Origin of the sequence: Bartonella sp. P0282, from assembly GCF_048452985.1 — a bacterium.
Lineage (GTDB): Bacteria > Pseudomonadota > Alphaproteobacteria > Rhizobiales > Rhizobiaceae > Bartonella > Bartonella choladocola.
In genome coordinates this window covers 490284-515611 of sequence record NZ_WTFO01000002.1, presented here as the reverse complement: position 1 = coordinate 515611, position 25328 = coordinate 490284, and the positions used below count along the sequence as shown (strand labels likewise).

26 protein-coding genes and 3 tRNA genes are annotated in these 25328 nt (G+C 45.2%); 11 read left to right on the top strand and 18 right to left on the bottom strand.

The window, feature by feature from the left end:
• Positions 1-15: 15 nt before the first annotated feature.
• The 4 genes from GQS64_RS07575 to purC all read right to left on the bottom strand — a co-directional run bounded on the left by GQS64_RS07575 (position 16) and on the right by purC (position 2166).
• Positions 16-417: a hypothetical protein gene (locus tag GQS64_RS07575; RefSeq protein WP_077992317.1), complete on the bottom strand. Its 402-nt coding sequence runs from the start codon at positions 415-417 to the stop codon at positions 16-18.
• Positions 414-1082 carry a phosphoribosylformylglycinamidine synthase subunit PurQ gene (gene purQ / locus GQS64_RS07570; RefSeq protein WP_077992315.1) on the bottom strand — a complete coding sequence of 223 codons (669 nt, stop codon included), beginning with the start codon at positions 1080-1082 and terminating at the stop codon, positions 414-416. The genes GQS64_RS07575 and purQ overlap by 4 nt, the downstream gene beginning before the upstream one ends.
• Before the next feature lie 18 nt (positions 1083-1100).
• On the bottom strand, positions 1101-1340 hold the full coding sequence (purS, locus tag GQS64_RS07565; protein WP_077992313.1) for a phosphoribosylformylglycinamidine synthase subunit PurS: 240 nt from the start codon (positions 1338-1340) through the stop codon (positions 1101-1103).
• A 61-nt stretch (positions 1341-1401) separates the two neighbouring features.
• Positions 1402-2166, bottom strand: coding sequence for a phosphoribosylaminoimidazolesuccinocarboxamide synthase (gene purC / locus GQS64_RS07560; RefSeq protein WP_077992311.1), 765 nt, complete (start codon positions 2164-2166; stop codon positions 1402-1404).
• A gap of 206 nt (positions 2167-2372) precedes the next feature.
• Between purC and GQS64_RS07555 the strand changes: the two genes are divergently transcribed.
• Positions 2373-2693 (top strand): DUF1476 domain-containing protein, encoded by a 321-nt coding sequence (locus GQS64_RS07555; RefSeq protein WP_198231159.1) that lies wholly within the window; start codon positions 2373-2375, stop codon positions 2691-2693.
• An 85-nt stretch (positions 2694-2778) separates the two neighbouring features.
• On the opposite strand, the gene GQS64_RS07550 is transcribed toward GQS64_RS07555, so the two are convergent.
• The 3 genes from GQS64_RS07550 to rpe all read right to left on the bottom strand — a co-directional run bounded on the left by GQS64_RS07550 (position 2779) and on the right by rpe (position 5466).
• A complete protein-coding gene (locus tag GQS64_RS07550) occupies positions 2779-3327 on the bottom strand; it encodes an RBBP9/YdeN family alpha/beta hydrolase (RefSeq protein WP_198231158.1) in 549 nt (182 codons plus the stop codon).
• 150 nt (positions 3328-3477) lie between these two features.
• The gene (purB, locus tag GQS64_RS07545) at positions 3478-4779 is read right to left on the bottom strand and encodes an adenylosuccinate lyase (protein ID WP_198231157.1); all 1302 of its coding nucleotides are present in this window, start codon (positions 4777-4779) and stop codon (positions 3478-3480) included.
• Positions 4780-4797: 18 nt separating this feature from the next.
• Positions 4798-5466: a ribulose-phosphate 3-epimerase gene (gene rpe / locus GQS64_RS07540; protein ID WP_198231156.1), complete on the bottom strand. Its 669-nt coding sequence runs from the start codon at positions 5464-5466 to the stop codon at positions 4798-4800.
• A 207-nt stretch (positions 5467-5673) separates the two neighbouring features.
• Between rpe and GQS64_RS07535 the strand changes: the two genes are divergently transcribed.
• A complete protein-coding gene (locus GQS64_RS07535; protein WP_077992303.1) occupies positions 5674-6210 on the top strand; it encodes a flavin reductase in 537 nt (178 codons plus the stop codon).
• Positions 6211-6267: 57 nt separating this feature from the next.
• On the opposite strand, the gene GQS64_RS07530 is transcribed toward GQS64_RS07535, so the two are convergent.
• The 4 genes from GQS64_RS07530 to GQS64_RS07515 all read right to left on the bottom strand — a co-directional run bounded on the left by GQS64_RS07530 (position 6268) and on the right by GQS64_RS07515 (position 9977).
• The gene (locus GQS64_RS07530) at positions 6268-6801 is read right to left on the bottom strand and encodes a hypothetical protein (protein ID WP_077992302.1); all 534 of its coding nucleotides are present in this window, start codon (positions 6799-6801) and stop codon (positions 6268-6270) included.
• A 103-nt stretch (positions 6802-6904) separates the two neighbouring features.
• Positions 6905-7939 (bottom strand): YcjF family protein, encoded by a 1035-nt coding sequence (locus GQS64_RS07525; RefSeq protein WP_198231155.1) that lies wholly within the window; start codon positions 7937-7939, stop codon positions 6905-6907.
• A complete protein-coding gene (locus GQS64_RS07520) occupies positions 7936-9372 on the bottom strand; it encodes a YcjX family protein (RefSeq protein ID WP_198231154.1) in 1437 nt (478 codons plus the stop codon). The genes GQS64_RS07525 and GQS64_RS07520 overlap by 4 nt, the downstream gene beginning before the upstream one ends.
• 101 nt (positions 9373-9473) lie before the next feature.
• Complete coding sequence (locus tag GQS64_RS07515) at positions 9474-9977, bottom strand: SixA phosphatase family protein (RefSeq protein ID WP_198231153.1); 504 nt, start codon at positions 9975-9977, stop codon at positions 9474-9476.
• Positions 9978-10168: 191 nt separating this feature from the next.
• Between GQS64_RS07515 and dksA the strand changes: the two genes are divergently transcribed.
• Positions 10169-10585 (top strand): RNA polymerase-binding protein DksA, encoded by a 417-nt coding sequence (gene dksA, locus GQS64_RS07510; RefSeq protein ID WP_075870874.1) that lies wholly within the window; start codon positions 10169-10171, stop codon positions 10583-10585.
• Between the two features lie 384 nt (positions 10586-10969).
• On the top strand, positions 10970-11146 hold the full coding sequence (locus tag GQS64_RS07505; RefSeq protein WP_198231152.1) for a hypothetical protein: 177 nt from the start codon (positions 10970-10972) through the stop codon (positions 11144-11146).
• 86 nt (positions 11147-11232) lie between these two features.
• Here GQS64_RS07505 and GQS64_RS07500 read toward each other — a convergent pair whose 3' ends face one another.
• Positions 11233-12093: a flagellar biosynthetic protein FliO gene (locus GQS64_RS07500; RefSeq protein WP_246798520.1), complete on the bottom strand. Its 861-nt coding sequence runs from the start codon at positions 12091-12093 to the stop codon at positions 11233-11235.
• 258 nt (positions 12094-12351) lie between these two features.
• On the opposite strand from GQS64_RS07500, the gene GQS64_RS07495 reads away from it, so the two are divergent.
• Positions 12352-14916: a hybrid sensor histidine kinase/response regulator gene (locus tag GQS64_RS07495; protein ID WP_198231151.1), complete on the top strand. Its 2565-nt coding sequence runs from the start codon at positions 12352-12354 to the stop codon at positions 14914-14916.
• A 110-nt stretch (positions 14917-15026) separates the two neighbouring features.
• The gene (locus GQS64_RS07490) at positions 15027-16130 is read left to right on the top strand and encodes a branched-chain amino acid ABC transporter substrate-binding protein (RefSeq protein WP_369805249.1); all 1104 of its coding nucleotides are present in this window, start codon (positions 15027-15029) and stop codon (positions 16128-16130) included.
• A 108-nt stretch (positions 16131-16238) separates the two neighbouring features.
• On the opposite strand, the gene GQS64_RS07485 is transcribed toward GQS64_RS07490, so the two are convergent.
• From GQS64_RS07485 to purM, 3 genes are all read right to left on the bottom strand, one after another.
• Positions 16239-17390 (bottom strand): hypothetical protein, encoded by a 1152-nt coding sequence (locus tag GQS64_RS07485; RefSeq protein ID WP_210329446.1) that lies wholly within the window; start codon positions 17388-17390, stop codon positions 16239-16241.
• A gap of 416 nt (positions 17391-17806) precedes the next feature.
• A complete protein-coding gene (gene purN, locus GQS64_RS07480; RefSeq protein WP_198231149.1) occupies positions 17807-18418 on the bottom strand; it encodes a phosphoribosylglycinamide formyltransferase in 612 nt (203 codons plus the stop codon).
• Entirely contained in the window at positions 18415-19488 is a 1074-nt protein-coding gene (purM, locus tag GQS64_RS07475) for a phosphoribosylformylglycinamidine cyclo-ligase (RefSeq protein WP_198231148.1), read from the bottom strand. Before purM ends, purN begins: the two co-directional genes overlap by 4 nt.
• A 206-nt stretch (positions 19489-19694) precedes the next feature.
• Here purM and GQS64_RS07470 point away from each other — a divergent pair, with 206 nt between their 5' ends.
• The gene (locus tag GQS64_RS07470; RefSeq protein ID WP_246798536.1) at positions 19695-20879 is read left to right on the top strand and encodes an AI-2E family transporter; all 1185 of its coding nucleotides are present in this window, start codon (positions 19695-19697) and stop codon (positions 20877-20879) included.
• A complete protein-coding gene (gene hdaA / locus GQS64_RS07465; RefSeq protein WP_198231146.1) occupies positions 20876-21571 on the top strand; it encodes a DnaA regulatory inactivator HdaA in 696 nt (231 codons plus the stop codon). The genes GQS64_RS07470 and hdaA overlap by 4 nt, the downstream gene beginning before the upstream one ends.
• Positions 21572-21586: 15 nt before the next feature.
• On the opposite strand, the gene GQS64_RS07460 is transcribed toward hdaA, so the two are convergent.
• On the bottom strand, positions 21587-22222 hold the full coding sequence (locus tag GQS64_RS07460; protein ID WP_198231145.1) for a hypothetical protein: 636 nt from the start codon (positions 22220-22222) through the stop codon (positions 21587-21589).
• Positions 22223-22376: 154 nt separating this feature from the next.
• On the opposite strand from GQS64_RS07460, the gene GQS64_RS07455 reads away from it, so the two are divergent.
• The 3 genes from GQS64_RS07455 to GQS64_RS07445 all read left to right on the top strand — a co-directional run bounded on the left by GQS64_RS07455 (position 22377) and on the right by GQS64_RS07445 (position 22947).
• Positions 22377-22453, top strand: a tRNA-Pro gene (locus GQS64_RS07455).
• Between the two features lie 86 nt (positions 22454-22539).
• A complete protein-coding gene (locus tag GQS64_RS07450; RefSeq protein ID WP_198231144.1) occupies positions 22540-22845 on the top strand; it encodes an ETC complex I subunit in 306 nt (101 codons plus the stop codon).
• A 25-nt stretch (positions 22846-22870) separates the two neighbouring features.
• A tRNA-Arg gene (locus GQS64_RS07445) sits at positions 22871-22947 on the top strand.
• A gap of 767 nt (positions 22948-23714) precedes the next feature.
• Here the strand turns inward: GQS64_RS07445 and GQS64_RS07440 are convergent.
• A tRNA-Glu gene (locus tag GQS64_RS07440) sits at positions 23715-23789 on the bottom strand.
• A gap of 63 nt (positions 23790-23852) precedes the next feature.
• Positions 23853-25202, bottom strand: a complete 1350-nt coding sequence (locus GQS64_RS07435) for a YcbK family protein (protein WP_246798519.1) — start codon at positions 25200-25202, stop codon at positions 23853-23855.
• Between the last annotated feature and the right edge of the window lie 126 nt (positions 25203-25328).

The following is a 25328-nucleotide window of genomic DNA, read 5'->3' as shown; positions in this document are numbered from 1 at the left end:
TCGATAATCGTTTCATCAACACTGGTTATCGCCTTTGACCCAGCGGTCAATATCTTCACCGATTGCGTTGCCTTGGGGGGCTGCCATCAGCGGGCCATAGACTGAAACTCTCGCAGGATTGCCTTCTGCTTCAACAACCAATACCGGTTTTCCGCCCGGTGTGCTCTTCGGAACAATCAACATACGCGGGCGGCCGGAATAGGACTGTAGCTCCGGTTCAAAACCATAGCGTTTGAATTCTGCTTTATCAGATTTGAACCAACAACGGTTTGCTGTTTGTGCAACATGTTCCATTGTTTTAAGGGCAGGCTGTCCGCTTGCCAATTCAATGTTGCCGGGACCGGCTTTTTGTGTACAGGCATTCATACCCAAAACAAGTGTCAGAAATGAACAGGTCGTCAATATACGGATTTTCATGCTGCAATTCCTAATGCACTGGTAAAAAGCCTTTTTCCATCTGTTCCGCCATGGGCGGGTTCGATCAGATCTTCCGGATGGGGCATCATGCCGAGTATGTTGCCTTTTTCATTAATGATGCCGGCAATATCATTGATAGACCCGTTCGGATTGGTTCCTTCCGCGTAACGGAATACAACCTGTCCGTTTCCCTCTAACCGATCTATGGTATCTTTGTCGGCATAATAATTGCCGTCGTGATGGGCAATCGGGCAACGAATGATCTCGTTTTTGCGATAGGCCTTCGAGAAAGCAGTATTTTCATTAATGATTTGGAGCTTTATTTCGCGACAGGCAAAACGCAAAGACGCGTTGCGCATCAATACGCCCGGAAGAAGTCCTGCTTCGACCAATATCTGGAAACCGTTGCATACGCCGATGATTTTCGTACCGCGTTCGGCATGTTTGAAAATGGCGCCCATAACCGGCATTCTCGCCGCAATAGCACCGCAACGCAAATAGTCGCCGTAAGAAAACCCGCCCGGAATGACGATAAGGTCGACATCCGGAATAGTGGTTTCCGTCTGCCAGATTTTTAATGGTTCTACGCCCGTAATCAGTCGTAGAGCGTCAATCATATCACGGTCGCGATTTAGTCCGGGTAACTGGATAACAGCAGTTTTCATTCCAATATCCGTTTCCGATTATAAAAGTTCTATCTGATAATTCTCGATGACTGTGTTGGCGAGTAATTGTTCGCACATCTCGGTTAATTGCTTTTTTGCTTTGTCCTGTGGCAGGTCATCAAGTACTATATCGAAGACTTTGCCCTGTCTTACCGACTGGACACCTTTAAAATCAAGGCTATCCAGCGCACCGACAATAGCTTTTCCCTGAGGGTCGAGAACGCCTGCCTTTAGAGTGACGGTTACGCGCGCTTTCATCTTTTATTCCTGCGTATCTTTTGCCAAAAGCTAAGGCGGCTTTTTTAAGCCGCCCGACGAATTATTTTACCAGAACGGGGCCGTTCGGCCGAGGCTGTTCATTCTCATTCATGATTCCAAGCCTTTTTGCAACTTCCTGATAGGCTTCAATCAAACCACCCATATCGCGGCGGAATCGGTCTTTATCCATTTTTTCTTTGGTGTTGATGTCCCAAAGCCTTGATGAATCGGGTGAAATTTCATCTGCCAGCACAATATGCATTACGTCGCCTTCCCACAACCGACCGAATTCCATTTTAAAGTCGACGAGTTCGATACCGACGCCCACAAACAACCCTGTCAAAAAGTCGTTGATCCGGATTGATAGCTGCATAATATCTTCGAGTTCGGCAGGAGTGGCCCAGCCAAATGCCGTAATATGTTCCTCGGAAACCATCGGATCATCAAGCTTGTCTTTTTTATAATAGAACTCGATAATCGACTGGGGAAGGGGAGTGCCTTCCTCGATACCCAAACGTTTCGATAAAGACCCTGCGGCAATATTTCTCACTACGACTTCCAGCGGAACCATATCAACAGCCTTGATAAGCTGCTCGCGCATGTTGACGCGTTTTATGAAGTGGGTTGGAATTCCAATGCGTGCGAGTTGGGTAAAGATATATTCGGATATACGGTTATTTAACACTCCTTTACCATCAATGACCTCATGTTTTTTCGCATTGAATGCAGTAGCGTCATCCTTAAAGAACTGGATATATGTACCTGGCTCTGGCCCTTCATATAGAATCTTGGCTTTGCCTTCATAAATGCGGTGACGACGGTTCATGGCTTTTTCCTTAAATTAACCGGATAAATTAGCTCGCTGTTTCACTAGCTCAATTCAGAGACTTTCACAATGATCTCTTGTTAATAGACACTGAAAATTCCGGTTTTGATACAAGTTAATTTCCACTATACTATTGCTAACAGGATTTAAATGTTGCAAAAACATGCCCGTGAGCCGGATCATGGCAAAAATTAGGAGAGAGTCTCATGGACGGGATGAAAGAGCGTGCGGACGCTTTTGAGCACAAATTTATGATCGATGAGGAACTTCGTTTTAAAGCCAATGCCCAGCGCAACCGCATGATCGGTTTGTGGGCAGCCGACCTTCTCGGTAAAACAGGTGATGCGGCCGATCAATATGCCAAGGAAGTCGTCAAGGCGGCATTCCATCCTGATAAAGAACAACACGTTATTCAAAAAATTATGCAGGATTTTCACGCAACAAATGTTTCAATCAATGAAGCCGACTTGCGCAAAAAAATGGCTCAACTTTTAAAAGAATCCATCGAACACGTGCATAATAGTTGACAATATTTATCAATATAAAAATGATTTTGCGTCTGTTGTTTTAGTATTAGTTAAAGACATTCTTTAAATTTGCTATTTTCCCAAATCAGAGTTTTGCAAGAAATTGGGAAAACACCATCAGTCCTTCCGGCCATGGTCCGTATCCGGAAGCAGAATTGATATGTCCGGCGTCGCCTGCGTCAATAAACAATGATCCCCAATCTTTTGCAATGTCTTCGGCAACAGCAAAGTCGCAATATTCGTCGTTGCGACTGGCGATAACAATCGAAGGAAATGGCAAACGTTCTCTCGGATATGGCCCGAACGTCATGAGGTGCTTCGGGCGAATATCCGGATTTGCCACATCCGGAGGTGCAACAAGAAAAGCCCCGCGAACTTTCTTACCAAGAAAGGGGACAGATAGAATGAACGTCGGTACGCCGAGAGAATGGGCGACGATAACAACGGGTTTTTGAGCCGCTTCGACTTCTTTTATCAATTCCCGTGTCCAATCTTCGCGAACAGGCTTCGACCATTCAGCCTGTTCGACACGATGGGCTGTTGAAAGCTTTTGTTCCCAACGCGTTTGCCAATGATCGGGACCCGATCCCTGATAGCCGGGAACGATGAGGATATCTAGCTCATTTGCTTTCATTAAAAACCTCTTGGCCAGTTTTACCGGATTATCCGGAAACACTACGAAATCCCGCAGACTGATTCATTCAAACCGGTCCCGGTATCAATGCAAAATCGTCACAAAAATACTGATCGACAGCCGAATTGGCTGAAATCAAGCCGGATTGCATTATCCGAAAACACGATGGAAAATCGTATCAACATGTTTTGTGTGGTAACCGAGATCGAATTTTTCTCGAATCTCTTCTTCACTCAAAACACGGCGGACATCCGGATCTGCAAGCAGTTCCTGAAGAAAATCCTTACCGTGTTCCCAGACCTGCATAGCGTTGCGCTGTACCATCCGATAAGCGTCTTCGCGGCTTACGCCTTTTTGTGTCAAAGCCAGAAGTACGCGTTGCGAATTTACCAACCCATGAAATTTGTTCAAGTTTTTCATCATATTTTCAGGATAAACGAGCAGTTTATCAATGACCGAAGTAAGTCGTGCCAACGCAAAATCAAGAGTGATTGTTGCATCAGGACCAATAAAACGTTCAACCGACGAGTGGGAAATGTCACGTTCGTGCCATAATGCCACATCTTCCATGGCGGGGAGCGAGAATGAACGAATCATACGTGCAAGACCGGTCAAATTTTCCGTGAGAACAGGGTTGCGTTTATGTGGCATTGCAGAAGAACCCTTTTGACCGGGAGAGAAGAATTCTTCCGCCTCAAGGACTTCTGTTCTCTGCAAGTGACGAATTTCTATTGCAAGGCGTTCCACAGAAGAGGCGATTACTCCGAGTGTTGCAAAAAACATAGCGTGCCGGTCACGTGGAATAATTTGTGTCGAAATCGGTTCCGGACGCATTCCCAACTGCTTGGCTACATAGTCTTCCACACGGGGATCAATATTGGCGAATGTCCCGACTGCTCCGGATATTGCGCAAGTGGAAATTTCTTCTTTTGCTGCAACGAGTCGTGCCCGACAACGTGAAAATTCCGCATAAGCATAGGCAAGTTTCAATCCGAATGTTGTCGGTTCTGCGTGAATGCCGTGACTGCGGCCAATCGTAACCGTATCTTTATATTCAAAAGCACGTTTTTTTAACGCGGCAAGCAGGCCATCCATATCCTTGATAAGAATATCGGAAGCGCGCATCAGTTGAACGTTGAGGGTCGTATCAAGGACATCCGAAGAGGTCATGCCCTGATGGACAAAACGCGAATCCGGACCGATAAACTCGGCAAGATGGGTTAAAAAGGCAATCACATCATGCTTGGTAACAGCTTCGATTTCCTGAATTCTCGCTACATCGAATTTTGCTTTGCTTCCCTTTTCCCATATATTTTTGGCAGCCTCTTCAGGGATAACGCCGAGTTTGGCAAGAGCAGTGCAAGCATGTGCTTCAATCTCGAACCAGATGCGGTATTTTGTTTCTGGCGACCAGATGGTGACCATTTCAGGACGGGAATAACGCGGTATCATGATCGAGTTCCTTATATTTCAGTTTCCAGCCGCTTTTCGCAAGGCTTCTATGCGTGATTTATAAATTTCCTTATTGCCATTTTTGAATATGGCAGAACCGGCAACAAAAGCATTAGCGCCGGCTTTTGCAGTGCTTTGGATCGTATCGGTTGTAATTCCACCATCAACTTCCAGTGTTATCGGGCGTTCGCCTATCATAGCTTTGATTTTTTTAATTTTTTCAACCATTGCAGGGATGAAACTTTGCCCGCCAAACCCGGGATTGACCGTCATAACAAGAACAAGATCAATTTGATCCAACAGATATTCGATGGAACTTTCCGGTGTGCCAGGGTTTAAAGAAATTCCGGCTTTTTTCCCCAATGCTCTGATTGCCTGTAGGGAACGGTGTGGATGGGGAGTGGATTCTGCGTGAACCGTTATAATATCCGCGCCGGCTTTGGCGAAGCTTTCAAGATAGGCGTCAACCGGTGAAATCATCAGGTGAACATCAAAAACCGCATCTGTAACCGGCCGGATTGCTTTCACTACGTCAGGCCCGAATGTTATATTGGGAACAAAATGCCCATCCATCACATCGACATGAACCCAATCCGCTCCGGCATCCATCACATCGGTAATCTCCTCACCAAGACGCGAAAAGTCCGAAGCAAGAATAGAGGGGGCAATTATTTGTTGGCAAGCCATATCAATCTCCTCGGCTGATGCTTCCTATCACGGTGTTTCAAAGGTTAAAACCCGCTTTTAGCAGCCGATCCACAGGTGAACACTTTTATTATCGGGTTATTTTAACCGAGATTGCTAGCATTTTGCGAAAATTTTGCATACTAATGCACCGTAAATATTAACAAAAAACACCAAATATGCCGATCCGGCAAATGTGAAATTTGAATTATGACAGAACATTCGACACATTTAATATCGTCAGAAAAGCCGATTGTCACAGTTTCTCCCGTTGAATATCGGGATGCTATGAGCCATTTTGCCGGTGCCGTTCATATTGTAACGACAAATGGTACAAATAAAAAGCGCGGGGTTACCATTTCGGCCTGTTGTTCGCTTTCGGATAATCCCCCGACTGTTTTAGTCTGCCTCATGCGCCAGCACGAAGACAACAGGTTTTTCATTGAAAACGAAAAGTTTTGTGTCAATACACTGGGCGGGCAACACAAGGCGTTATCCGATATTTTCGCCGGTCGCGGCGGATTAACCCAGCAACAACGCTTTGCACATGCCAACTGGCAGACATTAAAAACCGGTTCACCCGTTTTGACAGATGCACTTGTCGCATTGGATTGCCAGTTGGTAGGATGGCACGTCCACGCCACCCATTACGTTCTGATTGGAGAAGTTGTGGCGGTTAAAAAACATCCGGGCATTGATGCTTTAATGTATCTTGATCGTTCTTATCGTACTTTGCCATTACTCTAAGAGCGACGACCGAAATAATCTGCTGCCATGCTCGTTCAAGACCATAGGTGTTCATTGTTATTTTTTGGCAAAATTACGCGTCACATCACCTGTCCGCTTGAGTTTCATTCCGACTACCGGAATAAGGTCGTCCTCGATTTTGACGGAAACGGTAATATTCATCGAGTTTTTGTCTTCAAGACGAGCCATCATGGCGCCGTTCAATTGTTTCCGGTTAAGCCCGAAAACCATCCTGTCGGCACCGACTTTACCGGAAATGACATCCAGACCATCTCCCTTTGAACCGTCATTGAACTCGCCTGAAAAGCCGGACGGCCCCCGCAAAACGGTTGCCTTCATCGGCTGGGAAAAAACGCCGACACGGCAATTGCCATCAAGTGTCATACCTACTTGGGTAACCTCCGAAGTACCGGCGAAAGTGCAGGTAAATTTTGTTCCTTTATATTTTCCCGCAATTACTTCACCCGGTCCGGCCCAGCTTCCTTCAATCGAACGGAAGAAGTCGACATCACTGTCGGCGGCACGACTTGTCGCAACCATAGAATATGTGGCGACAGTCAATCCAACAAAAGCCGATACAATTTTTTTCATAATGGCGTTACTCTGCCTTTTACTCAAACGCTGATAGAAAAAGATAAATTCCTGCCAAGCAGGCTATCGTTGCGTGCCATTATGGGAAAAAATGGTTAATTCTTTATTTTTTATCTTCGTCGTCTGACAGTTTTTTCGGCTTTTCTTTGGTGTTATGTCGGCTTAGTCCAATAAGATCACCGGTAAAATCGCTAATTCCGGGGCGTTTCTCGCCATCGAACGGGAATGGGCGGAGCGCATCCATTGTCGCGATTCCAATACGGGTCGTAAGCAAGCCGTTTACCACACCTTCTCCCAATCTGGCCGATAAGCGGGTTGCCAGACCTTGTCCGATAAACTGTTCCACCAAACCGTCACCCACCGCCAGTGTTCCTGTTACTGCAAGATGAGAAATCACACGCTTTATCAGAGAAATCAGTCCGAAACGCTCAGGCCGTGCGCCGTAAAGACATGCAAGCCGCCGGATGAGGCCAACGACCTCATAAAGAACATATCCAAGGTCGATGATTGCACGCGGGCTTACGGCAGTTACAACAGAAACACGTTTGGCCGAATTGAGAATCATTTTGCGTGCTTCTATGTCGAGTGGTCGCAGGATTTCATATTCGGCGAGATGAATAAGCTCTTTGCCGTCGATAATATCCTGACGATGCAATTGCATCGCTTTTCGTCCCGCGACGTTATAAGGGCTATGAATTGTATAACCTATCAATTCATCAACTGATTGGCGTGCGAGATTGGCATCATCGGTTTTTGAAGCTTGTTCGGCATTCTGCCTGATTTTATCGACTGAAGCCAACCGCATTATCGCGCGTATTTCTCCGATGATAAAAAAGCAAAGCGCAATTGTTCCGACAATTGTAATGGCAAGTGCGATAAACCCCAAATATTCGTATTGTTCAAACAGCGAACGTATCAAGTTGTTGGCCCACAGACCGAGGCTTAAGATCAGTAACAATAGAACCGACAATAAAAATATTTTGCCGCTTGATATGCCACGTCCCGAAGAATCGTTGTTTTTGAAATCGGGATTATCGAGATGATCGAGTTCTTCCAAAGCCTCTTCAATAAACGGGTCATTCCGGTCTTCCGAAACCGATTCGAGATCGTTGATTGCCTGTGGTTTACGGTTAATCATAAGAGATAATCTCCAAACAGAAATTCCATTGCCCGATCAAGACGGATATGAGGAAATGGCTCATTCACACGAAGTTCCGGTGGTAAAAAACGAACGAATTGGAGGCGGTCTTGCCACCCTTCACTCAACAGTTCTGATAAGGATCGGGGAAGATCGCCAGGGAAGATGGCTGTTTCGGTTTTTCCATCAAAAACGGTATCGCCAATTTTTTCGCCTTTCATTGGCGTACCAATGACCACCGGCAAGCTTTCGCCATTTTTTTCACTTGTACCTTCTTTTGTGGAACGCAATGAAGCGAGTGCGACTGTATCCGTCAAAACACCATTGATTTTGGCTTGGGTTAACGCGGCATCGACGATTTCACCGGTAATTTTTTCAAGATTCTGATGATTGACGTGATGGAGATAATCAACTTTCGTTGCGGCTATCAGAATACGGTCGATTTTATGTTGTACAAGATTACTAATGAGATGCTTTCTGCCGGCGCGAAAACACACAAGAATTTCACTTAATGCGTTTTGCATTTCAAGAATTGACTCTCTTCCGCCATTAATAGCGTCGAGTGAATCAACGAGAATGACCTGACGATCGAGCCTTGCGATGTAATCGCGAAAAAACGGTTTTATAACAAGATTTTTATAAGCTTCATATCGTTGTTCCATGACTTTGGCGATTGAATTTTCGGGAAATTCGGCAATGCCCAAATCGGGAAGGGGAGAAAAAGTGAGAACCGGTGCGCCTTCAAAACCTCCCGGTATTAAAAACCGCCCCGGAGGAAGAGCAGAAATCATATTTCCGGAATTTTTCGCTGCTTGTAGATAAGCTTTGAAACTATCGGACAAAGTTTTAATGTCTTTTTCATTGGCTTCGTTCAAAAAATTGATGCTCTGGATTGCTCCCAACCAGGCTTTCGCATGTTGTTTGTGGGCGGGCGAGTTAGCCCTTGCAATGGATTGGGCACTGAACGTGCGGTAGCTTTTGCCAAGCAGCGGCAAGTCGAGAAGCCATTCGCCCGGATAATCAATAATATCAATATTGAGTTTGGTTTGTCTGAAGCTTGAAAATGTCTGCAAACGGGGCACAAATTGCAGTTTCAACCTGAGTTGCGAAAGAGAACGTGTCGATTGCGGCCAGTTTTTGTCATTGACCAAACAATCAATGTGTTTTTCAAATTCAAATCGGGCAATTCTGCTGTCGGGTTGTTCAGTGAGCTTGGCGCTTGTGAGCCGACCTTCACGCGTAACGCCAAAAACCGGCAAACGTCCGGCATGAAGCAGATTCTCGATGAGCGATGTGATAAAGACAGTCTTTCCTGCTCTTGATAGACCGGTAACACCAAGCCTGAGCGTAGGGTTGAAAACGCTTCTGGCGCGATCGCTCAACGTGTCGAACGCAATAGCAGCTTTGTCAGTTAATGATGTTAATGAAGGCAAATAACGAAATTCCTGCAATTGTTGAAAATCTGTTTACCAAATAACCGGACAATTAAAGCATATGGTGCATCACCTTGATATGTGCAAGATAATCGGAAGTGTTACGGTTTCAATATGGTGAGGAGATTTCCCCGTCCGGCAAGCTGTTTTACCGGAATATCAGAAAACTCGAACAAAGCCGTATGGGCGGTATCAAGAAACAACGGTAAAGATAGCTTGACGCTTGCCGGATTGCATAATTCTGTAGCAAGGTTGCTCAATACAGGATTATGCCCGATCAATAATAGCGGAAAGCCCGTTACAGTTGTTGATTCAATAAGAGATAGATAGTCGTTGATACTTCCATAATATAGTTTTTGAATAAAATCGGTTTTTATACTTGTATCAAGCTCCAGAGCATCCAGTGTTTGTTGCGTACGTAGGGCAGGAGAACATAGGATTGTGCGTGGGTGGAAATGGTGTTCTCCAAGTAATTTTCCGATTTTTCTGGCGCTTGCAATGCCTTTTCCGGATAATGGACGGTCAATGTCTTTTCCTGTTTTCGCAGTGCCTACGGCTTCACCGTGGCGCATAAGAGCAATGAACATTTTTAGACAACCAGCCATTTATTAATCACAAAAAAAGTAACCTGTAATTTAAAATTGAAAAAAATGAATTTATAATCGTTTATACTTTCTTATAAATTATTATAGTATCAATATGTTAAAAATTTGAACGAAAAATTATTTTTTGTCTTGTGTTAGAATTTTTTGCACAATATATAGAGCCGCACATACAACATGTGGAGGCTTTGAATATGAGCGAAACACAGAACGCTGAGTATCATCCTACCGAAGATGAGCCTTTCATGAGTGAAAGGCAAAAAGTCTATTTTCGTGCTAAACTTATAGCTTGGAAGAATGACATTTTACGCGAAGCGAGAGAAACGCTCGAAAATTTACAGGAAGAAAACGCCAATCAACCGGATTTGGCTGATCGTGCGTCATCCGAAACGGATAGAGCAATAGAATTGCGTGCTCGCGATCGGCAAAGAAAGTTGATCGCAAAAATTGATGCAGCGTTGGAACGGCTGAATGATGGCACTTATGGTTATTGCGAGGAGACCGGAGAGCCGATCAGTATCAAGCGTCTTGATGCGCGTCCTATTGCGACACTTTCTATAGAAGCGCAAGAACGCCATGAAAAACGTGAAAAAGTTTATAAAGACGAGTAAAACGTCTGAAGAGTAAAATTAAGCCCAGCCTGTGTCATAACAAAGTGTGACACAGGCTTGTTTGTTTTAATTAAAGTGATGGGGATGTTTACGGCAAGAATTTAAGCACTTTGATATATCACAAAAGCCGCGGGACTTCGATTAGACAGGCGAGTGGTAGCAAAATTGGCTGATGATGGCAAAATCCGGTTTTTATGGATAATTTGCTGCATGAAATTCGTAGTGAGAAAATTCAATTTGATTGAAATGGTTGTGTAACCGCATTTATTAAAAATCCCGTTCGCGAGGCTCTTGTGCGTCCATATTGGATTTCGGAAATGAGCCGGCTAAAATTTTTGTTCAAAAATGGCTTACTTGAAAATAACCGGAACACATTTGCCAAAAATGAAATGGCGTAGAACTCCAAATTTCAATGAAACACAGATAAAATCGGAAGCCCCATTTTGGTTGATGAAAATGCGGATCATGCAGCTTTTTGACGTAACAGTTCAAGTGCAGGTGTTCGCCATTTTTACGGAAATGGGTGTTACCATTCTTCCCGAAACAGGAATGACAATGTAGTTATATCGCGAAACGGTTTTGGTTCCGCTTAATCACTTGAACAAGCAAACATTTTCAGCGCCCGAATAAGCAAATATTTCGCAAGTTTAGTGTTTTTCGTTTTTTATTGCGTCTTTCAACTCGTCTTCAAACATGTGGTCGAAATCGTCGTCGAGATTGACCGCAGGATCAATCGTTTTTTGCACCGTTCCAAGAGATGGATCGCGCCGACCTTCTATTTCAGCACCAATCGTACTATCTCTAACAGTCGGAGAAAAATCGGGCGTAACGGGCGGCTTTTCGTGCAAACGAGGTGATACTCTTCCCGTCGGAAGAGGAGAAAAATCCGCTGCAGAACGGTCACGTGGCGAGAAAACGGGCGGTTCTACGCTGCGATTAACCACTTTGTTTTCATCGGCAGGGCGGATATTCAATTCGGGAGAAATATTTGTGAAATTTCCGGCTGATGGGGACGCATCAAGAGAGGTGGGCGCGGGATTTGGTTTCAAGGCGGACCGATTATCGGCACGATGTTGCAAAGGCGGGACAGGGGTATTTTCGGCGGGCGTCGGATTGGTAAATCCTGTTTCTCGAAAGCTCGGTGCGGGCTGCGGATTTTCGGCCAATTTGTCGGTAGGCGTGAACAAACCGGGTTCTTTTCCTGCCATTTCGCCAATTTGGATATTTGTTTCAATGACGATATCGGTAGGTCCGCCAATCATCAACAAATGTTCGACATTGTCACGTCGTACCAGAACAAGTCGGCGTGTGCGATCAACGGCGGCAGCGTCACGCACCGATAGACGTGGTGTTCGTGATTTTCCGCCAACAACAAATGTACCATTGTTGAATTTGCGTAACAGCGAAATGGTGATTGCGATTGCAGCGATAACAACGATGAGCACCACAAGGCTGGTAATGATGTTCGCAGCCGATTGTCCGATCTGGTTTTCTAACCAAGCGTGCATACTTTCTCTATCTCCTATTGGAAGAACGTGACCATATCCATTCTTTCACAGTTATGCCAGAAGATTTATAGACCAAAGAAGGCCTTATAAAGGAATGGAAAGTTGTTTTTTAGAATATGCACCAATATTTGGAGTTGTCGCCAGAGCCGGGACTGTTGTGAAAAATTGCGTACCGTATCATTATTGCTTCATGGATAGGGTGTTTTCGGGCAAAATAGCTCGAAGAATCAAAATAAATGTCAGAGGCAGTCCTGAATTATGAAGAAGCCGGAAGAAATGGATAACAAACTGGTTTTTTCGGAAAAATATAAGCGATTTGTAAAGCTTATTGCCGGTGCTATTGTACTCGTTTCAATTGCTATGGCGTTTGGGGGTGTGTTTGTCCGGAATCGTCAATTCGATTTTGCCGCCAAAATTATGTTTCTGTTTTTGGCACTGATCGGATTTTCTGTGCTTATTGTCTTTTTATCTGGCACATTCGAGCGGTTTTACAGAAAAGACAGGGGGGGAGACGGGCTTTCCGGCGATATGGTGGAAGATGCACTACTTCTCACCGACGCATCCGGTCACATCATTAACGCTAACGCGGCATGCCGGAACCTCACAGAATTTGACAAGTCGAAAACAGTCTTTTCGCTTTTTTCTTCGCTGCAAAATGCCGAACAACTTATCTATCGGCTTACTGCAAAAGCACTTTCAGGTGAAGTGGTGCGCGAGCAAGCGCAGGGAACCCGTCCCTTATGGTCTGAAACAAATGGAGAAACTCAAAGCTGGTACAATTTGACAGTTAGACCGGTAAAACGGGAAGGTGTTTTATGTCTCTTATGGAGGCTTCAAGATATTGGTTTTGCCCGTGATATGTACGCGCCGCTTTTCCGGAATCTTCAGGAAGCGATCAATTATCTGGACCAGTCACCTGCCGGTTTTTTATCAGTCGACCAAAATGGCTCCGTTCTCTACATCAACGCCACATTGGCGAATGCGTTGAATATTGACTTGTCAAAATTCAAGAGGGGCGAATTGACTTTCGACAGCCTCTTCAAATCGGGTGATTATGGAGAAACGTGGTCACAATTAAAGCAACATATGAAAGAGGGTGGGAATAATCATCGTTTCCACATTGAATGGCGTAATCGTGAAGATAGGCACAAGACTTTCCTGGCTCTCGCTGCAAGCCAAACAAGCGAAGGCGAGGATGAAACATTTTGTCGTCTTGTGTTTATTCCTGCCGAAGGCCAAGCAGATTCAATAAATGTATTGCCAGCAACGTCGGACATTTTCCGTTATTATTTCAACTATTCGCCTCTTGCACTTGCCACAATTGGTCGCGATGGAACTTTGTTTGCAATCAACAAGCCTTTTCATGAACTATTCGATATAAAAAACGATGATAGCGGCAAAAAATCACTTATCGGGTTTTTCAGCGAGTCCGGTAAACGTGACATTGGCGAAATCATTCGGAAAATATCGCAAGACGGGCATGGCAGCTTGACCACAGAGGTTAGCCTTGCAACGAATGAAAACCGGCATTTCCGGCTGTATTTTTTAGGTCTATCGAAAGAAATCGACCAGTCTGACAAAGAAATAGCCATTTTATCAGTGATTGAGACGACAGCTCAAAAAACGCTGGAAGACAAGATGGCGCAAGGGCAAAAGTTACAGGCAGTCGGTCAACTTGCTGGTGGCATAGCCCACGATTTTAACAATGTTTTGACCGCGATCATTATGTCTTGCGATCTTCTATTGGCAAGTCACAGGAGTTCCGATCCGGCTCATGCGGATCTCATCAATATCAAGAACAATGCCAATCGGGCGGCTTCGCTTGTCCAACAATTATTGGCATTTTCACGCCGACAAACACTCCGTCCCGAAGTCGTCGATTTTACCGAACTATTATCGGATGTAAGAAATCTTTTAATGCCTCTTCTTGGAAGCAACATACATTTGAAATTCAATCACGGGCGCGATCTTTGGAATGTAAAAGTCGATCAGGCATCATTTCAACGTGTTCTGATGAACCTTGTCATCAATGCCAGAGATGCAATGCCTAAAGGCGGAACAATTACGATTACAACAACAAATATGCCACGACAAAAAATAGCCAATCTTGCCTTTAACGGCCTTAACGCCGGTGATTATGTCGAACTCGACGTGGAGGATACGGGAACCGGTATTCCCAAAGCTGTTCAGGATAAAATGTTCGAGCCATTCTTTACGACAAAAGAGGTCGGCAAAGGGACTGGCCTCGGCCTTTCTATGGTTTACGGCATTGTCAAGCAGACCGGTGGTTATATTTATTGTGAAAGTGAAGAAGGGAAGGGTACAAGGTTCCGTATCTTTTTGCCGCGTTTTGTCGCTGAAAACACTCAAAACACTCAAAAGCCGACAGAGCCGGCCAAATCGCCAATCGAAAAAAACGCAGATCTTTCGGGAACAGCAACTGTGCTGTTGGTAGAAGATGAGGCAGCGGTGCGAATGGGGGGTGTGCGTGCATTGCAATCACGTGGATATACTGTTCTGGAAGCCGAAAACGGGCTGGAAGCACTCGACATTATTGCAGAGCATAACGGAGCAGTCGATCTCGTTGTATCGGACGTCGTTATGCCGGAAATGGACGGTCCGACTTTATTGGGCGAAATGCGAAAGAGATATCCCGAAATAAAGTTTGTGTTTGTATCGGGATATGCGAAGGATGCTTTTGCTAAAAATCTACCTTCGGATGCGGTCTTCGGTTTTCTGTCAAAACCGTTCACTTTGAAACAATTGGCGATGAAAGTGAAAGAAATGTTGTCCGATAATTCCAATAATAGTGCATCAAATTAAAACCTGTTTTATTTTTCCTCGAAACATTGCGTTTAGGTGATTGAAATCCTCGTCATCTAATGCAAGATAAACACCACTAAATTCGGTAAAGAGGGTGAACCATGCGCAAAATTCTGATTTCTACAGTTTCCGCCTTGGCATTAACTGGCAGTCTTTTCACAATGTCGGCATATGCCGATATTATTATCGGCTTTATCGGTCCGATTACCGGTTCCGTCGCAGCCTATGGTATTCAGGCAAATAACGGCGTAAAAGTTGCCATTGACGAATTCAATAAAAAAGGTGGCATTAACGGCGAAAAACTGGTGTTGAAAGTTTTTGACGACGGTGCCGAGCCGAAGCAAGGCGTGTCTGCAGCCAATCAGCTTGTTGGAGAAGGTATTCAATATGTGGTTGGGCCGGTCACCTCGAATATAGCCTTACCGGTTTCAAATATTCTGGAGGAAAATGATGTTTTGATGATAACACCTTCCTCGACAACACCCGAACTTTCAAGCCGCGGGCTTTGGAATGTCTTGCGTACAACCGGACGTGACGACCAGCAAGGTGATTATGCAGCAAACTATTTCATCCAACATTTGAAAGATAAACGTATTGCCATCGTCCATGACCGTGCCACTTATGGCAAAGGACTTGCCGATGCATTCAAATCGGCTTTGAACAAAGGCGGCGTAACCGAAGTTTTTTACGGTAACATCACACCGGGCGAAAAAGACTATTCGGTCATGGTCAGTCGGCTCAAGCAGGAAAAAGTCGATTACGTCTATTTTGGTGGTTATCACCCCGAGGCAGGGCTTCTTCTCAAGCAGTTGCGCGAACAGGGCGTTGACGCACCGCTTATCGGAGGCGACGGCTTCAACACGTCCGAATTGTGGTCGATCGCTGGAAATGCAGCCGAAGGATCTCTGTTTACCAATGCTATAGATGTTAAAGGCAATCCGTCCGCGCAAGATGCGATCAAGGCGTTGAAAGCCCAGAATATTCCGCCGGAAACCTTTGCCATCAATGGTTATGCTGCAGTCGAGGTTCTTGCCTATGGTATTGAAAAAGCGGGTTCGGCAGACGACCCGGAAGCAGTCGCAAAAGCTGTCAAATCCGGCGAGCCGATCAAGACAACGCTTGGCGAGATAACTTATGGTGATCGCGGTGATATAACATCAAAGGTTTTCGGCATGTATAAATGGCATAATGGCGAGATTATTTCAGCCGAGTAAACGAGCGTAGAACGAAATAATAGACTATATCGGAAAGGCGGCGTAAAGCCGCCTTTTTGTTCGAGCTATATTTGCTTATGTTTTAAATCACGAAAATTGAAGCGTCATTCAATTGCTTGCAACGGCGGTTGATTGGTAAATGCGGGCAAGCATTCGGGAACCGTCTTTTTGCATGTTGGTTTGCATTTTATTTTCCGTCGCATCAATGAGAGCGGCAACGGTATTATTGCGAATAGCAACAGGGTTGCGTTCGTAACCGGGGCGCAGGAAAAAATTCGCTGTGGGGACTTTGTTCCGGTATTGTGCCGGCATTGTGACCATATCGTAACCATTGCCGTCTCCGGTCAGGTTCAGCATTTCGAGTTCGGCGCCGGAAAGTGGACGGGTCACACCCTTTCGACGTAAAAATGTTAAAGAGGTCTTCAATTTATGGATTTGCAACAGAGGACCTACATCTTTATCCATCGTCATTGCATGCATTCCGAGGCCGGCATCGGTTTTTGCAAGTTCGCTCTGTGCCGTCCAATTGTGAGGCACTGTCCTTGCCCTTGCTGTCATCCGTTCGACGACATTGGCTTTTTCGAGTAATCTCATTCTTTGTGCACCCGATGCCATTTGCGCTTTTTGTCGCAATTCCTTGACAATGTCGTTGCCATATTCCCACATCAAGCTCACACTTGCGGTTGCGACAAGTTGGTTATAGCCGATAGCGGTCGATGCCGGTCGGGCGTTTGCTTTGCCCTTAATCATACCCGATTGAAGATCGTGGCTGCCATCCCCACCGGTTTCAAATGCATAGATAGAAACGAGCTGGTCACGGTTAAGGCCGATTTCACGCGCTGCATCGACATAAGTGCGCATAAATTCTTCCTCGCTTGCGGGAGCTTCCGGTTGGAAGCCATAAACGCGTTTTGATGCTGCAATAAAATCGTCAACGCCCGGTATTGTTCGGGATGGGGCTGAAGAACCGCCTGTCTGTGGTTTTGAAGGTCCGGTGTAGAGCGGCGGCTGGGTAAGTACATAATCGGTAAGTTCTACAGTTTGTCCGCGTGCGCGTTTTTGATTCCGCAACTTGCGCTTGGCGCTAATCTCGTCCCAATATGCAGAAGCTTTTTGATTATAGGCGCTATAGGCTGTCCGCCACGCTTCATAATCACCATTATTGGCGGTTTTTAAGGGGCTGGAAGGCCGGATACTGGATGTTGTTTCACTTGACGGACGTGAGGATGACAATTGCAGAGACTGGAGCGAGTCCGACATGCAACCGCCAACAAACAAACTGCAACCGATGAATAATATAGTTTTCGTTTTTAACACAACAGCACGATCCTGTGAAAACTTCACTAGCCATTATGTGGTTAATTGGTTGACAAGTTGTAAAGACGTAACTTGTTCTTCGCAGGACGGCCGATCCGAAGAATTTAAAAATTCTGCGACGTTATTATTCGAGGTATAAAAATCGCAGCAAGAACATCTCGATAAGGGTAAAGAATTATTCGGCTACGACCAGACAATACGCGCGACAGGCAATACTCAGGATTTGTTAATTCGATTTTTTCCACCGCTTGTCATGGTTTTTAAAGGCAGGGGGTAATCGCTGTCTCTTCAAATCATTGTTCGGAATATTCCTACAAAGTAGAAAAGCTTTACAACAAGCAGACAATCTTCAAATGAAGTCAGAACGAAATGATCTGTTGTTCGCCATTTACACCATCGTGCCGATGTTCGATAAATGCGCGCAAGGTTGCCGGATAAAGCTGGTGTTCGACTTTGAGTACCCGTGCAGCCAGACTGTCGGCTGTGTCATTTTTCAAGACCGGTACTGCTGCCTGACCTAATATTTCCCCTTCATCCATCCCTTCAGTGACGAGATGTACAGTGCAACCGCTTATTTTTACGCCTGCTTCAATGGCACGTTGGTGGGTATGTAATCCTCTAAAAAGAGGTAGGAGAGCCGGATGAATGTTCAATATTTTTCCCTCATAAGGAGAAATAATACGTTGTGAGATCAAGCGCATGAAACCTGCAAGGCACAGAATATCCGGCCGGTATTCATCAATTCGATTAAGCAGTGCGATTTCAAAAGCTTCCTTGTCGGCGAAGTCTTTACGTTCGACAACATGAGTCGGAATATTGAAAGCTTGAGCTTTCTCGATGCCTTTCGCGTTTTTGTTATCACTCAATACGGCTACAATTTCGGCCGGAAAGTTCTCTTTTCTGGTTGCTTCTACAAGCGCCACCATGTTGGATCCGCTGCCGGAAATGAGAATTACAACTTTTTTTTTCATAATCCGAGGTGTCCTTTATAGACAACGCCCTTATCTTGCCGGGGAATAACTGTTCCAAGCGCAATAACTTTTTCACCCTGTTGCTGAAGGAGTGAAGTAATATCGGCAGCATCTTTTGCTTCGACGATGACAATCATACCGATGCCGCAATTATATGTACGTAACATTTCATTTTCTGCAATATTTCCCTGTTTTGCAAGCCACGAGAAAACCGGAGGGACTTCGATAGCAGAAAGATCAAGCTCGACGGCCAGATTTTTCGGTAAAACTCTTGGAATGTTTTCGGGAAAACCGCCGCCGGTAATGTGGGCAAGTGCTTTTATGCCGCGATGGTTTTTTAAAACGTGAAGGAGAGACCGGACATAAATCCTTGTAGGTGTCAGTAAAGCCTTGCCGAGTGAAAGAGTTTTGTCGAACGGAGCAGGGGCATTAAAATCAAGACCACTTTTTTCTACAATTCTACGCACAAGGGAAAAGCCGTTTGAATGTAGACCGGTGGAAGACAACCCCAATACAATATCACCGTTTTCCAATTCTTTGGATGGCAAAAGTGTACCACGTTCAGCCGCGCCGACAGCAAAACCGGCGAGATCATAGTCGCCTTTTTTATACATACCCGGCATTTCGGCTGTTTCACCGCCGATAAGAGCTGCTCCCGCCTGTCTGCATCCTTCGGCAATTCCGGAAACAATGGCTGCTCCCTCATCAGGATCAAGCTTGCCGGTTGCAAAATAGTCAAGAAAGAAAAGCGGCTCTGCACCTTGAACGACAAGATCGTTGACACACATGGCGACAAGATCAATTCCGACGGTGTCATGAATGCCAGTATCAATGGCAATTTTCAGCTTTGTTCCAACGCCGTCATTGGCGGCAACAAGAACAGGGTCTTTAAAGCCCGCAGCTTTCAAATCGAACAATCCGCCAAAACCGCCAAGTTCCGTATCGGAGCCGGAACGTCGGGTCGTCCGTACGACAGGTTTTATCTTCTCGACCATAAGATTTCCGGCATCAATATCGACACCGGCATCAGCATAAGTCAGATTGTTTTGAACAGGATGTGTGTCGCTCATCGGATTTATCCTTAACTATGCTCTTGAACACGTCAGAGCAATGCCACGTTCAAGCGTCACCCGCAAGTTTTATCAAGCTTAAAAAAAAGATATAAACGATTGTTTCTTGACGATGCGACGGGAAGCTGCATATCCTTAAAAAACAACAAATTCAGTGGACGTTTATGAGCAATACGGATTTTGATACCGCCTCCAAACAACAGGCAATGTCAGAGGGCAAAAAAGGTTTGAGACTGGGAAGGCCTAAAAAGACGGTCTATATTCCGGCTTATGCCAATGTTGCATTCCGTGGTAACGTAAAAAGGCAAGCCATATTCTGGCTCTTGACATTGCTTTTTTTTATCATTTTCATGTTCGTCTTCAGTTCCATTCTTTTGCCATTTGTCGCTGGAATTGTGCTTGCCTATTTTCTCAATCCGATTGTTGAAATACTCGAAAAAATCGGAATTTCACGAATGTGGGGAACGGTTCTTATTACAATTGCGATCGTACTTATACTCGTTATAGCACTTACAATTCTTATTCCGGTTATTACTTCACAGTTACAGCAATTTATCCGCGACGGATTGCCGGTTTACGTAAATCGTATTCAAGCATTTTTCGCCAATCATAGTTTTGAATGGATAAAGCGATATATCGGCAGCGATGCATCGGAAATACAGGCAAATATTCAAGGCCTGCTGGGGCAAAGTTCGGATCTTATAAAATCGGTGCTCAATTCTGTTCTTGATTCGGGAAAATCACTGGTTAATCTTGTGAGCCTGTTTGTTGTTGCACCGGTCGTTGCATTTTATATGCTCCTTGATTGGGAGCGAATGGTCAATACAATCGATTCATGGATTCCGCGCGACCATCTGGAGACGGTAAGGGGCATTTTTCATGAAATGGATCGGGCTGTTGCAGGGTTTATTCGTGGGCAAACATCTGTCTGTCTCGCGCTTGGCGTTTATTATGCAGCAGGTCTTACCATATCAGGCTTGAATTTCGGTCTCCTGATCGGATTGTTCGTAGGCTTAATCAGCTTTATTCCCTATGTCGGTTCTATGACAGGGTTTGTTCTTTCGGTTGGTGTTGCGTGGGTACAGTTCTATCCCGAACATTGGGAAAGAATTATAGTTGTCATGGGAGTGTTTTTTGTCGGACAGTTTCTTGAAGGATATGTTTTGCAACCGAAATTGGTTGGTCAATCGGTAGGGCTTCATCCTGTCTGGCTTATGTTTGCGCTCTTTGCTTTTGGTTCTCTTTTCGGCTTTACCGGTATGTTGATCGCTGTTCCTGCTGCTGCGGCTGTCGGGGTTCTTGTAAGGTTTGCACTTCATACCTATCTTGAATCACCACTCTATTCACCGAGCAGCAATTCCGCAGCCGATCAAGTCGGAGGAAAGGAATGAATAAAAGGTTAGAGCAATTACCGCTCTCACTTTCGCATCCAACAGATTTCTATTCAGATGATCTGGTTGTCACCAAAAGCAATATTGCTGCATACGAGCTCATTGAACACTGGCCGGATTGGCCTATGCCAATCGCAGTTCTTGTCGGACCGAACGGTTCGGGAAAAACACATTTTTCCAGTGTTTGGAAAAATATCAGCAACGCGCGTCAGGTTTCTCCGGATCGGCTTGGCGAGGCTATTGTCGAGATTGATAAGGGTAATCCGGTTCTGATAGAAGATATTGATAGTGTCGAACTCGACGAAGTGACTTTTTTCCATCTTATCAATTCGGTCAAACAAGCCCGTTTGGTCAATCGGGTGGCGACATTGTTAATCACATCAACATCGGCTCCTTTAAGCTGGAAGGTAAAACTTGATGATCTCACAAGCCGTTTAAGGTCGGTGACACTGGCAGTCATCGGGCAGCCTGACGACGAGTTGCTGGTTTCTGTTGCTTCCAAGCTTTTTTCCGACCGGCAGATAACGGTAGATCCTTCGGTGGTAGAATATCTGGTAAGTCGTTCGGAACGGTCGCTTTTTGCGCTAGGGAAAACTGTCGATGCAATCGACAGGCTCGCATTGCAAAGAAAAAGCAAGATTACCAAAGCACTCGTCTCTGACGTTATGAATAACGTATCGGAACAGGATTAAACGAGGGAAAACCGGTCACGGGGTTATCGAACCGGTTAAAGCACCATCAATCAAACTAGAAATATCCGGTGCTCTGGTGCTTAAACTTGTTCCGTTTGCCCAGCCGATGATATTGGTGGAGGGCACAACCACGCGGTGCCAATTGCCCTGACGTTCATAGGAACGCATTTCCTGCCCTGCTTTGACATTTGCAACAATTTTCGAGTGCGAATCAGCCTTTGTATAGATCGCAGTCGGCACTCTTGCAAAAATAACATTGGCGGCATTGTTAACGGCAAATCTCGCTTGGGGCGGTAAGTTTGTATCCGGACGATAGGGTATAGAAGGTGAAGTGAGGTCAGGTTTTTCGATCGGAGCCTTAGGCGCGACCGGCTGGAATGTGACCGGATCCGGTACTTTTGAAACGGGCTTTACAGCAATTTCCGGAAGCTTGATTGATGAAAGTTCGGTTTTGCGAAGAGGTGTGGCAGAGGAATTCGCAAGGGTTCCGGATTGTTTCTGGTTGGCATTTGTCTCGTATGTATTATGGTACCAACCGGCACCACCCAAAAGAGTTAAGCCGCCAAGAAGAAAATAACTTAATGTGGAGGAATATTTTTTTCGGTTTGAAGTTTGCCGGATTTTTTTTGCTCTTGTCCGATGTACCGCCATAGCAAATCCTTTCTTTAAGGCGATTTTGACATCAAATTATTTTAGAAAAGTTATCGCCCCAAAAAAATTACGGAATAATCGGAAAAAAGCGAGATTTACGCTTGCACTTCACAGTGGAAAAATTTAGGGAATGTGCGTCGAACTTAATTAATGTCGGAGCGTAGCGCAGCTTGGTAGCGCACCTGATTTGGGATCAGGGGGTCGTAGGTTCGAATCCTATCGCTCCGACCATGACTTGATTTGACAAAAAGATGATGCGACAAAGTGGTCGTAAAAGTTTATAGTATGACCACGGCATGATCCGAAGGGAATAAATCATGGTAGCTCGAATTTTCAGCCCGGCTAAAACGGCGATGCAATCTGGAAAACGCAATACCGGTTTTTGGGTTCTTGAGTTTGAACCTAGTGAAGCCAAGATGATAGATCCGTTGATGGGATATACATCTTCTGCCGATATGCGTAGCCAAATCAAATTGACGTTCGAGACACAAGAGGAAGCTATTGTCTACGCGACAAAGAACGGAATAGCCTACCAACTTGAGGAACCGCACGCGATGACACGCAAAAAGGTTTCCTATTCGGATAACTTCCGGACTGATCGTCAGGTTCCTTGGACACACTAATCAAACTATCGTTCTGAACAATTTTGGTCCCGTAGCTCAGCTGGATAGAGCAACGGCCTTCTAAGCCGTGGGTCACAGGTTCGAATCCTGTCGGGATCGCCATTTCACCTTGAAAACAAATTTTTTCCGATTTTCAAGGACGCTTGCGATGTTGTCGATCGGGACGAAATCCGTATTCTTGAGTTCGACATTACAGTTCACAATAACATAAATCATTCATTTCGAGTCGCTGCCTGTCGCCTTCGTCTGCAAAGTTTCAAAATAGAATCATTTAGTTTTCTATTCCCGCTCTTTTCCGGTTTTACGGCTTGAGTGCGGAAGAAAGCGGATATTACGGCTGTTCTTCTTCTTCATTGCTCCGCATCTTTTTTTAAGTAATTTTTCTTTTCAAAATCGTTTTCACGAAAGTGATAACTTATCTGAAAAGCGTGTTAAATTATCGATGAGTGCGAGTTTGTTTTTCACATGCGTTGAGCGCAAAAATTACGAAATGACAGAAACTCGTCGGAAGTGAATTGCGATTTTTACGAATCAGTCAGGCAACGGGAATCAACATCCGGTAATTCAAATCAATAAGAGTCCTGCATTCTTTTATATTCGTTAGAACAAGAATGGGCAGGCAATGCAATGTCTCGATTGCATCGGGAAATTATCTTCAATATCTGAAATATGCGTCCAGAGCGCTACAAGTGGATAAGGGGCAATTCCCCTTTTGGTGAGTGCGGATTTCTTTTGAACGCGAAAGTACCGCTAATACTCGTAGAACACAGGATAATAGCCGATATTCAAGCTGTTTATCGGGCAGGGAACAGACCGAACAATCCGCTGCACGGCTATTTTTTATTGTCACTGAAAGGGAGGAAAACTGCTGGTACGCCCAAGGGGATTTGAACCCCTGTTTCCGCCGTGAAAGGGCGGCGTCCTAACCACTAGACGATGGGCGCTTGGCAGTGAAACGGCTTATAGAGAGGATATTATTTAATCGCAAGCCCTGTTTGCAATTTTTTTTAATTTTTTGCTGAACAAGTCCAATTCCAATCGCGTTTCGGACCAACATCGACGTGAATTGACTGGTGACAATATGTTCCCACTCCGCCTCTATTGGGCAAAGCACGAACAAATTTTGCGACTTCCCACTTGTTTGTGTCCGGCACTTGTATGTCTGCTGCGGCACAAGACATATGCATGGAACGCTTTGCACCGTTGACTTTCTGGTTATAGGAGGGGCTACGATAACCCGACGTTATAATAACCGGCTTATTGAAGCGACGTTCAATGGTTTTTAAAATCGCAACCAGTTGGGGTCTTAAACACGAAACTTCGACATCTTTACGCGCGACTTTAAGTCCGTTTGGAAGCGAACGGCCGTACATGCTCACCGAGGCAAGTGTATAAAGCGACGGCGAATCAATTTCATTCGCATCAATATCGGTATCGTCATAAAGACTTGTGCGATGTTTGATAACAATTCCGCCATTGGGACGTACCCCCGGTAATACATCGTTATATTCGTGAGGATCTTTTTTCGGCAGTGGCACAAGGGCGGTTTTCGTCTCGCTATCGACGGGCTTGTTTTCTTTGTTATTATCGGAGCGCCCGAAAAGACGCATCAAACTGCCTTTTTTTTGACTTGTTGCATCATGTTCGGGCGGCAGGTTCCGGTTTTCGGGAGATTGAGCTGTCGATTGTGAAGAATCACTGCCGGTCGCACCGGCATTCGCCTTTTCCGTGGGCGTTACAGTATTGGTTGCAGGCGTGGCAACGGACGGGTTGGACGCCGAATTGTTGGCAGTCGGTAACGTTCCGGAGGACGGACTTTGACCGGAATCAGGTGGATCTTGTGTCTGGTCTGTTTTTTCTTTTGACCGTCCAAAAGAAAAAAATGCCGTTTTCTTAGGTTTCGGTTCTTCAGTGGTAGCAGGTGCTCCCGCTGTTACTTCTGCCGGAACCTGATTGCCAATCTTCGCGGTTGACTGATCGGGCAACGGAGACTGTGTCATCGCCGTTTGCGGTTTTTCGTTCAATTTTTGTCCCGACAATGGCAAAGGGGTCGGAACAGGCACATTTTTAGGTTGATCCTTGCCGTGGCCGTTAGCATCCGGATTGACATTAGGTTCTGCCGAATTGATAGAGCCTTGAGTATTTTTAGCCGAATTTGCCTCGATAGAATTATTGTCGGGAGTTTGCGTTTGGGGAGTTTTTGACGATTTATCAAATACGCCGAGCCCGTTATTATTAGCCGTGCAGGAAGTCAACGCCAACACCAACGAGATCACGAGGCCTGAACGCAATAAATGTTGGCATAAGACAAAGGGTTGTTTGTTCGTTTTCGGAAAAATGTCGTTACTAGCTAACAATCAACAACCTCTTGTGGGGGCCTTAAGGCTTATGTTTCCAGCCTAACGCGTGGATAAACACAAGTGAATTATTTGGCGACCAATTTGCGTTTATTTTATGCTAAAAATTAAAAATGGTCATCACAT